Origin of the sequence: Corallococcus silvisoli (assembly GCF_009909145.1) — a bacterium.
Taxonomy (GTDB): domain Bacteria; phylum Myxococcota; class Myxococcia; order Myxococcales; family Myxococcaceae; genus Corallococcus; species Corallococcus silvisoli.
In genome coordinates this window covers 53082-63203 of the sequence record NZ_JAAAPJ010000020.1, presented here as the reverse complement: position 1 = coordinate 63203, position 10122 = coordinate 53082, and the positions used below count along the sequence as shown (strand labels likewise).

The following is a 10122-nucleotide window of genomic DNA, read 5'->3' as shown; positions in this document are numbered from 1 at the left end:
ACTGGCATCCGGGCTGTCTTCGTTTGCGCCACAAAGACACCCAAGAAACCGCAAAAGACATGCACGCCCGGGGGTCAGGCGCACCTCAACGCATACATGCGAACCAGCGACTGGCTCTGGAGTCCACTCGCCCAAACGACAGACACGACAAAGCGAAGCTCCGCCGCACCGACGCCACCTCTCTACGCCCGGAACCCAGGCAATACCAGACGAATTTCCATCCCCCCCGGAACCTATGGACTACGAGACAGTGCAGTGGAAATTTGCAGCATTCATGACGCCGGGCTCGAACCTCCATACCCAGACACGCGCCAATCGCGAAGAAAGACCCACCCCAGGGCAATTCGATTTTAAGAATGTGATTATTTAAGGAGACCCGCGCCCTGGGGCGGGCTGCCGTTCGCCTGTCAGGCGTTGCCGGACGCGCGGAGGATTCGCTCGGGCCAGGTTGGGATGACCCCCCGGGCATGGACACGCCGGGCGCTCCGCCTGCGTTCCTCGCTGCGCTCGTAGCTTCGGCGCGCCAGCCACTCCATCGCGCCAATCTTCAACGCGAGCGCTGCCGTCGCGAACAGCGGATCTCCGAGCGCCGTCCAACCCCAGGGGCCCTGGGCCCCCGCGATGATCCGCTCATCCCCCCGGCCGCGGGTGGGGCGCAGTTCGACGGTGTCGACGATGACGCCCTCCTCCTCCTCGCCCAGGGCGCGGAGCCGGTTCCCCAGGGCGGACACGATGGCGGACCGACCCAGGAAGCGATCCGTCCTCACCAGGAGGCCCATCGGCGAAGGCAGGGGGCTGGTCCAGGGACCGCATTGGTTGGCGAGCACCACCGGGATGCCGAAGTGGCTGGCGTAGCGCACCGGCAGCACCTCCACCTGCCGGCGCGAAGCCTCGATGAGCTCCGCGGGGAAGGTCCAGGGATTCGCGCGCGGCACGCCATAGCAGTGCGGCATGAGGTGAAGCTGTGACTGGTGGCGCTCGATATACGAGGCCATGTCCCCGAAGTGATTGTCCGCGCAGATCCCCACACTGAGGCGGCCCAGGTCGCAGTCGATCACACAGGGATCGTCAACGCTGCCCCGGAACCAATAGGCCTCATATGAGGGCGCGCGCCGCTTGCGCACCCTGTGGATCCGCCCCGAGGGAGAGGCGAGGACGAAGGCGTTGTAGAAGTCGTCCCCGTCCGCTTCCAGGATGGAGGCCCCCAGATGGACGTGCCACCGGGCGGCTTCCTCTTTCAGAAAGCAGACGGTCGGTCCGTCCAGGGACTCCGCCGCGTCCCAGATGGCGGGGCTCTGCAGGTAGCCGGAGGAATAGAACTCCGGAAGGAGCAGCAGCTGGGCTCCCTGCTCCACGGCGCGCCGGATGAAGGGACTGGCGTGCTCGAGGTTGCGTTCGACCTGACCGTTTTCAGCGCGGAGCTGGAGCGCCGCGACCCGAAGCGGACTCATGCGGATCCACGGCCGACAGCATGTTCTTTCGACCGGAATCCCATGGCATGTCCCTCCGGCTGGCTGAACCCGCCTGGAGGCAATAACCGTTGGGCCTCGGTGCCGCACCCCTTCGGCCAGAGCGGGTGTCCCGACAATCGCGTGAGGAACACTCCCCCCGGCCGAAGGTTCCCCCCCGCCCGGCAACTCCCGTCAATGCACCGCGGCCTTCCGGCGGCGGAAGCGGCGGACCTTCTCCACCAGCGTGTCCGTCAGCACACCCTTCACCGCGTTGCGGGTCTGGCGCGCCCAGTCCTCGGAGCGGGTGAACCACGTGCCCGCGAGCCCGGAGCCGTGCACGCGCAGCGACACCGTCTGGCGCTGCCGCGTCACCCAGTCCGCCTTGTAGCTCTCCGTGCCCCGCAGGAAGTCGTACTCCGTCAGGCCCAGGTCGATGGCGTCCTTGAACGTCTCCCCCACCAGCACCAGGCCCACGCTGCGATTGCGCCAGGCAGGGTCGTAGCCGGACTGGAAGTACACGAAGGTCCGCCCATGCAGGATGCCGTACACGGACGCCACCGCCTGACCGCCCACCTTCATCGTGTACATCCGCAGCCGGCCCCGCTCCGCCAGCCATTGCGTCGCGTCCCGGTGGAACGCCTCCACCCCCGCGCCCTTGATGCCCTGCGACCCTCCATCCGAGGACCAGCGCAGCGCGTGCAACCGGAAGAAGTCCGTCATCGGCCCGGCCAGCGCGCCCGGCGCGTCCGTGCGCTCGATGCGATAGCCGTCCTGCTTCTCCAACCACTTGCGCCGCCGCAGGTAGTTGTCCCGCCGGCCCGTGCGCTTGAGGAACGCGTCGAACGGCTCGCCCGGCACCAGCGGCTCGTACGGGCACACGTAGCGCTCCGTCACGCGCACGTCGCCGAACACCTCGCGCGCCGCGCCCAGCGTCGTCGAACCCTCGCGCAGGTCCGTCAAATCCAACACATCCCACTCGTCCCGCAGGCCCTGGAGCACCTGGAAGAACGTCCGGGCCACCTCCGCCTCGCGGCCCTGGCGCGCCACCACGTCCAGGTAGTCGCTGCCCACGTGCGTCTCCCCCAGGAAGCCCAGGCGCCGCACGCGCACGCCGTTCACCCAGCGGTGCTCCAGCCCCAGCGGCAACAGGCCGGTGAGCGTGCCCAGCCGGTCTCTCGCCGTCAGCACCAGCGGCCGCACGCCGGGGGAGATGCGCCGGCACCAGGGATACAGCCACTCCCAGGCGTTGAACGGCCCGGCGGTGCTCGCGTCCAGGAGCGCGTTCCACTCCGCCCGCATCCCCGCCATCCGAGAAGCACTGCCCACCGCCGCCACATCCAGCCGCGGCGTCACCCTTGGCCCCGTCGTCAATTCTTCTTCGCGGATCACCGCGTCACCCTGATGCCTTTCCCGAAGCAATACCGCGCCCCCCGGATGGCATCACCACCCGGGAGCCAGCCCCCACCCGCTCACCCCGTGCGCTTGCTCGGACGCCGCTCCGACTTCAGCGCGGCGCGCACCACGTCCGCCACCTCCGCCATCACCTCCGGCGACAGGTCCTGGTGGCAGGGAATCTCCAGGATCGTCCGCCGCAGCTGCGCGACCTCCGGGAACTCCGACGGGTCGCACGCGGGATGGAAGCGCTTCCAGAAGTCGATGGCGTCGATGCCGCGCTCGCGCAGCCTCGCCAGCAGCGCCTCCTTGTCCTGGACCACCATCGGGTAGAACAGGGGGCTCACGCCCGCGGGCAGCTGGTTGAAGAGCGGCGGAGACACGTCACGCAGCCGGCCCAGCAGGAGGAAGTAGTTGCGGCGGCGCGCCTCGACGATGGCCTCCAGGTCCTGCGCCAGCGCGATGCGCTTCGTCAGCGGGCTCATGCCCAGGTCCACGTGCCGCCGGTCGAAGTGCTGCGTGCCCGTGGCCACCCGTTCGATGCTCGCGGCCTTCACCGTGCCGTGCCCCACCGAACGCACCAGGCCGCGCAGGCCCCGGCCCACGGCCCCGCCGCGCAGCTCCAGGTTCTGGAGGAGCGCGGACACGGTGTGGCTGAACGTGGACGCCAGGGGCGGCGCCGGCGGCTCCGGCAGGCTGTACTGCCGGGGGCCATTGACGACCAGCGCGCCCCCATTGGGTACCGGGAGCGTCTTGTAGAGGCAGAAGATGCCCACGTCGCCCGTCGTGCCCAGCGGCGTCGCGCCGTCGGACGACAGCAGCGACAGCGCGCAGTCCTCGATCAGCGGCAGGCCGTGCTCGTCCGCCAGCTTGCGCATCGCGGCCGCCGGCCCCGGGAAGCCCGCGTAGTGGATGAGGTAGAGCGCCTTCGTCTTCGGCCCGATGCGCTTCGCCACGTCCGCCAGGTCCACGTCCCAGCGGGCGCCCACGCGGTAGAAGCGCGGCGTCGCGCCCGCGTCCACCACCGCCTCCACCTCCACGCCGTGGTGATAGGAGGGCATCAGCACCTCGCCCCCCTCCAGGCGCAGCATCTTCATCGTCAGCCAGACGGCGTTGCGCGCGAAGTAGAAGTAGCGTGCGTTGGGCGAGGAGAACGGCGGCAGCGAACCCGGGCGGGCATGGGCCAGCAACATCCCCGGCCACAGCGTGGGCAGGGACGGAACGAACAGCTTGTCGGACATCTTCACCGCTTCCATCGCGCCACCACCTCTTTCGCCGCGGGTACCCACCGGAACTTCGCCGCGCACAGGGCGCGCCCGAAGGCGGTGTCATTGAACACGTAGAGCCAGGTGTGCTTGCGGACGCGATCCGTCCAGTCGCGCTTCCACACCATGTCCGGCCCCAGGAAGTCGAACTCGGTGAGCCCCCGGTCCAGGCAGTCCCCCAGCACCTCCTCCATCAGGAGCTGCCCCGGACTGCATTCCTTGAGGTTCTCGTCGTAGCCGGGCTTGAGCAGGAAGTAGCGCCCGCCGTACTCCAGGCCGTACTGGAACGCGACCGCGCGCCCGTCCACGCGCAGGAAGTACAGCGCCAGCCGCCCGCGGTAGGCCGAGTCCCGCGCCAGCTCCGTGTAGAAGCCCCGCGTCTTCCCGTCCTGCGACATGGCCGTGCCGCGCTGGCCCTTCCAGCCGCTCTGCTCCAGCAGCAGCCCCTCCTCCAGCGTGCCCTCCAGGTCCAGGCCCCCATCGACGCGCTCGAAGGTGACCTTCCCCTTCTCCTCCAGCTTGCGCCGGCGCCTGCGGCAGTTGGCCTTGAACTTGGACGGCAGCGACGCGAAGAACGCGTCCTTCTTCGCGGGCAGCGGCACATAGGGCGACTGCAATGACTCCCACTCGCCCACCGGCAGCCCGCCCCGCCTCGCCGCGTCCAAGAGGCGAAAGCCCGCCCCGCCGTCCGGCACGTCCGTCAGCCGGAGCACGTCCCAGCCGCCCGTCTCGCGCAGGTGCGCGAGGAACGCGGCCGCCGCGGCCTCCGGCTCGCGCGCCACCACGTCGAAGCGGCAGGAGTGCGCGTTGGCCGCGGAGGTGAGCTGGCGCACGGGCACGCCGTACATGGACGTGCGCTCCTCCACCAGCGGCAGCCCGGCGGTGAGCGCCCCGTCCTCGCCGCGCAGGAGCAGCACGCGCATGCGCGCCCCCGCGGCGAAGTTGTCCAGCCACAGCCGCAGGAACTCGTGCCGGTAGAACAGCTCGTTGGAGGTGCCCTCCACGAGCAGGTTCCACTCGGCTTCCAAGGACATGAAGGCCGCCCGGTCGTTGATTTCCACGACGCGCGGCGGATCGGCACGGAGGTCTCTGGCTTCCATCATCGCGGGCCCCAAGGTGGTGACGGGTGGAGCGCGCTACAAGCCGCTGCGCGCCATCTTCAGGAGGCAGGCGGCGACCTTGCGGCTGTCGTGTCGGATCTTCGACCCCTCCTTGAGGAGGTCCGCCTGCACGGGGATCACCCCGGACGACAACAGCTCCCGCGCCTCCGCCGTCACCACGATGGACCCCTTGCGCGCATAGCGCTGGATGGAGTCATCCGCGGGCATCCGGCCGTTGACGAGGACCGCGTCCAGCACCGGCCCCACGTGGTCGATGACCGCCTGCACGTGGTCCAGGCAGTTCATGCCGTCCGTCTCACCCGGCTGGGTCATCAGGTTGGCCACCATGACCTTCAGCGCGCGCGTCTCCTTCAGCGCCTGGGCCACGCCGTCCACCAGCAGGTTGGGCAGCACGCTCGAGTACAGCGACCCCGGGCCAATGGCGATGAGGTCCGCCGAATAGATGGCCTCCAGCAGGCCGTCCACCGGGGGCGGCGAGCGCGGGCTCAGCGACACGCGGCGCACGCGGCCCTGGGCGCGGCAGATGTTGCGCTCGCCCACCACCTCCGTGTCGTCATGCATCTGCGCGACCAGTTGCACCGACGAGAGCGTGCTGGGCAACACCTGGCCCTGCGCCCCCAGGAGCTCCCCGGAAAGCCGCACCGCCTCCAGGAAGTCGCCCTTCAGCTCCGCGAGCGCGGCGATGAGCAGGTTGCCCACCGCGTGGCCAGCGAGGCCCCGCGCGCCGCCGAAGCGGTACTGGAACACGTCCTTCAGCGCGCTCTTGCCGCCCGCGAGCGCCACCAGACAGTTGCGGATGTCCCCCGGGGGCAGCGCGCCGTGCAGCCGTCGCAGGCGGCCGGAGCTTCCACCGTCGTCGCTCATCGCCACGACCGCGGTGATGTCCACGCCGGGCTGGCCCGCGCGGGGCGTGGCGCGGCGGGCAAGGCCGCGCAACACCATGGGGAGGCCCGTGCCTCCGCCCATGGCGACGATGCGCGTCGGGCGGTCCATCGGGGCCTGCAGCAGCTCGTTGCGCTCCGCGTTCAGCCGCTTGTTGCGCGCCTCATCCTGACTCCACGACTCCGGGAACGGCGCATCCACGTCCATGCCCACCATGTTCCGACCCCCTCGCCCATCCCAATCCATTGCCCACCCTCGCCATCCCGGCCGCCCCCGACAACCAGCGACCGCGGATGGCTTCAGCGCGTGACGTTCGATGCGACTACCGGGCACCCCGCCCCAACAACACGTGCCGGACGGTGTGGAAGATAATGGCGACGTCCAGGAACAACGACCCGTTCTTCACGTAGTACAGGTCGAACTCCAGCTTGTTGCGCGCGTCCTCCACCGACGCTCCGTAGGGGTAGCGGATCTGCGCCCAGCCCGTGATGCCCGGCTTCACCGCCTCGCGCACGCCGTAGAACGGGATCTGCTGCTTGAGCTGTTCGGTGAACACCGGCCGCTCCGGCCGGGGACCCACGAAGCTCATGTGGCCCAGCAGCACGTTGAAGACCTGCGGGATCTCGTCGATGCGCGTGCGGCGGATGAACTTGCCCACCCGGGTGACGCGGTCGTCGTTGGAGCGCGCCCACACCGCGCCGTTCTTCTCCGCGTCGGTGCGCATGCTGCGGAACTTCCACAGCGGGTACGCCCGGCCGCCCAGGCCCACGCGGTCCTGCCGGTAGAAGACGGGGCCCCGGGAGTCCAGCTTGATGGCCAGCGACACCAGCACCAGGAAGGGCGACGCCATCAGCAAGAGCAGCGACGCCACCGCCAGGTCGAACATCCGCTTGAAGGCCCGCCGCAGCGGCGACACCGTCATCTCATCCGCGAAGGCGAAGTCGCTGGCGCGCAGGAACTGCACCGGGATGCGGCGCAGCACGCGCTCGCAGAAGCCAGCCGCGTCGTACACCCGCCGCCCGTCCAGCCGGCAGCGCAGGAGCGAGTCCACCCAGTTGGCGCCGCGCATGTCGTCCGCGGCCTGCACCACGTAGGAGGCGTTGAACCGGGACGCCGTCGCGTCCAGCGACTCCTCCACCTTGCGCGGGTCCACCAGGGCCACCACGCGGAAGGACCCCTCGCCGCCATCTTCGATGGCGCTCGCCACCGCGCGGGCCTTGAGGCCATCCCCCACGATGAGCACCGCGTCGGGTTCGCCCACCAGGGCGCGGATGGACACGCGCACCACCAGCGTGCCGGCCAGGGCCCCCATCGCGCCGCCCAGCAGCGTCCCGGGGGGCAGCACCACCGGGAGGACCAGCGGCAAGAGCAGCATCACCACGCCCGCCACCATCGCGGTGACGCCCGCGGCCTTGAGGAAGCGGTAGCCGCGCGTGCGGTCCTCGGCCGCGATGCGCAGGTCGTAGAGGTCCAACAGGTACAGCGTGAACTGGAAGGTGACGACGAAGGCCAGCCCCAGCCCCACCAGCGTCGGCCACAGCGTGGCGAGCGGCGGGCGGGTGCCCAGGGGCGCGAAGAGGGCCGCGCACGCCGCGGCTCCCGCGACACAGGCCAAGGCGATCGCCGACGACTCAGCGAGAAAGAACGTCAACTTCTTGGCTGAAAAGTAGTGATGGAAAACGCGAAGCACGTGACTCCTCCAACCCCGACCCGCCGCCACTCCAGGCCCCCCGCCCTTCGCGCCTCATCGGCGCGAGGAGCGGGTTGGGCCACGAAACACCTTCACCGCTGCGTCACCGCGCTACTTCTTCACGTAGTTCTTCAGGTACGGGGTCGCGTTCACTTCCGCCCCGTTGAGCACGCAGCCCACCAGCGCCGCGCCCGCCAGCTGCTCCACCGCCTGGTTCACCACCTTGGAGGGGGTGACGTTGGCGCGGATGACCATCAGCACGCCGTCCATCTGGTGGCCCAGGATGGCCGCGTCCGCGAACGGCAGCGTGGGCGGCAGGTCCACGTACACCTCGTCGAAGCCCTCGCGCACCGCCTTGAGGAACTGCTTCATGCGGGCGCTGGCCAGCACCTGGGTGCTCTCCTCCGGCGTGGAGCCGGCGGGGATGACCGCCAGCTTCGTGGAGTTGAAGCGCCGCACCACGTCGCGCACGTCACACTCCCCGGCCAGCAGCTCCGCCAGGCCCTGCTTGTTACGCATGCCCAGCGTGGGGGCCACCTGCCCCCGGCGCAGGTCCGCGTCCACCAGCAGGATGCGGCGCTCGGGGTTCGCCCGGGCGGCGGCCAGCGCCAGGTTCACGCTCGTCACCGTCTTGCCCTCGCCGGGCATCGCGGAGGTGAGCGCCACCACCTTCATCGGACGCTGCTCGCGCATCCGCTCCAGCCGGTAGTACAGCGTGCGGTATTGCTCCGCGGCCACGGAGGCAGGGGCCGTGAGCGTGACCACCCGCCGGTCCACCGCGTTCGAGGAAGCCCCGCTGTCATCCATGCGCGGCAGGAAGTTCCCGGCCCGCTCCATCGTCGAATCCATCTGGTTTTCTCCAATCCTTTCCATCTGGGGGCGGCAATTAATTCAGGGACGTGGGTGACGAGACGCTGTTCTTGCTGCCGTTCATTGGCATCAACACGCGCTTCTCCGTCTTGCCTTGCATGTTCGGGACCACCGCCAGGACGGGCAGCGTCAGGCGCTCGCGGACCTCGGAGCCGTCGCGCAGGCTGTCGTCGCGCATCTCCAGGACGGTGCCGGTGAGGACCCCCAGGGCCAGGGCCACCAGGGCGGCGATGAGCAGCCCGCTCATGCGGTCCGGGCGGGCCGGCGCGGAAGGCACCCCGGCGGGCGAGATGACGTTGAACAGGCTCTGGGCGCTCTTGGCCTCCAGCTCCTGGGCGATCTCCGCCTCCACCTTGCGGCTCACCACGCTCTGGTACTTGGTGCGGGCGATCTCGTAGTCGCGGTTCATCACGGACAGCTCCTGGGCCCAGCGGGGCGTGTTGTTCAACCGCGCCTGGTAGGCCTCCGCCTGCTTCTGCAGGTCCATGATGTCCTTCTGGATGTTGGCGACGAGCAGGGTCACGCGGGTGCGCTCGTTGCGCTCGGCGGTCATGCGGCCCTCCGCCTCCTTGCGCTGGCCGTTGATGTCTCCCAGCTCACGCTCCATGCGCTTCACTTCCGGGTGGTCCTCCGTCCACTGGGTCTTGGCCTGGGTCAGCGTGCGGGACAGCCCGCTCTCCGCCGTCTCCAGCCGGCCGGCCTCGCTGTCCGCCGCGTTGCGGGCGCGGGCCAGGTCGGAGCGGCGCGCCTCCGCGGTGCGCAGCTCCTCGGACTTGGTCTGCAGCTGGGCGCTGATGCGCTCCAGGCCGCGCATGTTCATCTCCATCTGCTCGGGCAGCTCGCCCAGGTGGTCCACCTTGAAGCGGGAGATCTTGCTCTCCCAGGAGGACACGGCCTTGCCCATGGAGATCATCTCGCCGTTGAAGAGGTCCGTGGCGCGAGCCGCCTGCGCCTGACGGATCTTCAGCGTCTCCTCGGAGAAGATGGCCGGCAGGCGGTTGGTCACCTGCGCCACCACCTGCGGGTCGCGCCCGGCGTAGGTGAGCTCGAAGGCCGTCTCACCCTCGACGCGCACGGTGATGTCCTTGCGCATCTGCTCCACCGCGGCCTCGACGCCCTTCTCGGAGACGAGCTCCGGGTAGAGGTTCATCTCCTCGATGGCCTTCTGCAGCACCGGCCGCGCCAGCAGCTCCTGGCGCACGGTGACCAGCCGCTGTTCGATGAGCTCGCTCACCGTGCGCTGGACCATCTCCTCCCCCGGGCGCTGCGGCTCCACGCGCACCACCACCGATGCCTCATAAATGCTCGGCCGGGTCACCACGATGGCCACGCCCAAGACGAAGATTGCCGCAGCGATCGCCCCCACCAGGGCCTTGCGACGCCACAGCGCCGCAAGCATCTGGTCCGCCGTCATCCCACGCTCCATGATCCGCTCCTCCATGCCTCGAACT

General features: G+C 69.7%; 8 protein-coding genes. All 8 read right to left on the bottom strand.

From position 1 onward, the window contains the following. Positions 1-407: 407 nt before the first annotated feature. Positions 408-1451 carry a carbon-nitrogen hydrolase family protein gene (locus tag GTY96_RS31745; protein WP_161666667.1) on the bottom strand — a complete coding sequence of 348 codons (1044 nt, stop codon included), beginning with the start codon at positions 1449-1451 and terminating at the stop codon, positions 408-410. A 192-nt stretch (positions 1452-1643) separates the two neighbouring features. Continuing rightward, on the bottom strand, positions 1644-2840 hold the full coding sequence (locus GTY96_RS31740) for a GNAT family N-acetyltransferase (protein WP_143905792.1): 1197 nt from the start codon (positions 2838-2840) through the stop codon (positions 1644-1646). Positions 2841-2920: 80 nt separating this feature from the next. Continuing rightward, complete coding sequence (locus tag GTY96_RS31735; protein ID WP_201756582.1) at positions 2921-4099, bottom strand: DegT/DnrJ/EryC1/StrS family aminotransferase; 1179 nt, start codon at positions 4097-4099, stop codon at positions 2921-2923. Then, the gene (locus GTY96_RS31730) at positions 4087-5208 is read right to left on the bottom strand and encodes a GNAT family N-acetyltransferase (RefSeq protein ID WP_143906053.1); all 1122 of its coding nucleotides are present in this window, start codon (positions 5206-5208) and stop codon (positions 4087-4089) included. The genes GTY96_RS31735 and GTY96_RS31730 overlap by 13 nt, the downstream gene beginning before the upstream one ends. 36 nt (positions 5209-5244) lie before the next feature. Continuing rightward, positions 5245-6327, bottom strand: coding sequence for a gluconeogenesis factor YvcK family protein (locus tag GTY96_RS31725; RefSeq protein ID WP_143905790.1), 1083 nt, complete (start codon positions 6325-6327; stop codon positions 5245-5247). A gap of 106 nt (positions 6328-6433) precedes the next feature. Continuing rightward, positions 6434-7801: a polyisoprenyl-phosphate hexose-1-phosphate transferase ExoE gene (exoE, locus tag GTY96_RS31720; RefSeq protein ID WP_143905788.1), complete on the bottom strand. Its 1368-nt coding sequence runs from the start codon at positions 7799-7801 to the stop codon at positions 6434-6436. A gap of 111 nt (positions 7802-7912) precedes the next feature. Continuing rightward, the gene (locus tag GTY96_RS31715; RefSeq protein ID WP_143905786.1) at positions 7913-8650 is read right to left on the bottom strand and encodes a CpsD/CapB family tyrosine-protein kinase; all 738 of its coding nucleotides are present in this window, start codon (positions 8648-8650) and stop codon (positions 7913-7915) included. 37 nt (positions 8651-8687) lie between these two features. After that, complete coding sequence (locus tag GTY96_RS31710; protein WP_143905784.1) at positions 8688-10097, bottom strand: GumC family protein; 1410 nt, start codon at positions 10095-10097, stop codon at positions 8688-8690. Between the last annotated feature and the right edge of the window lie 25 nt (positions 10098-10122).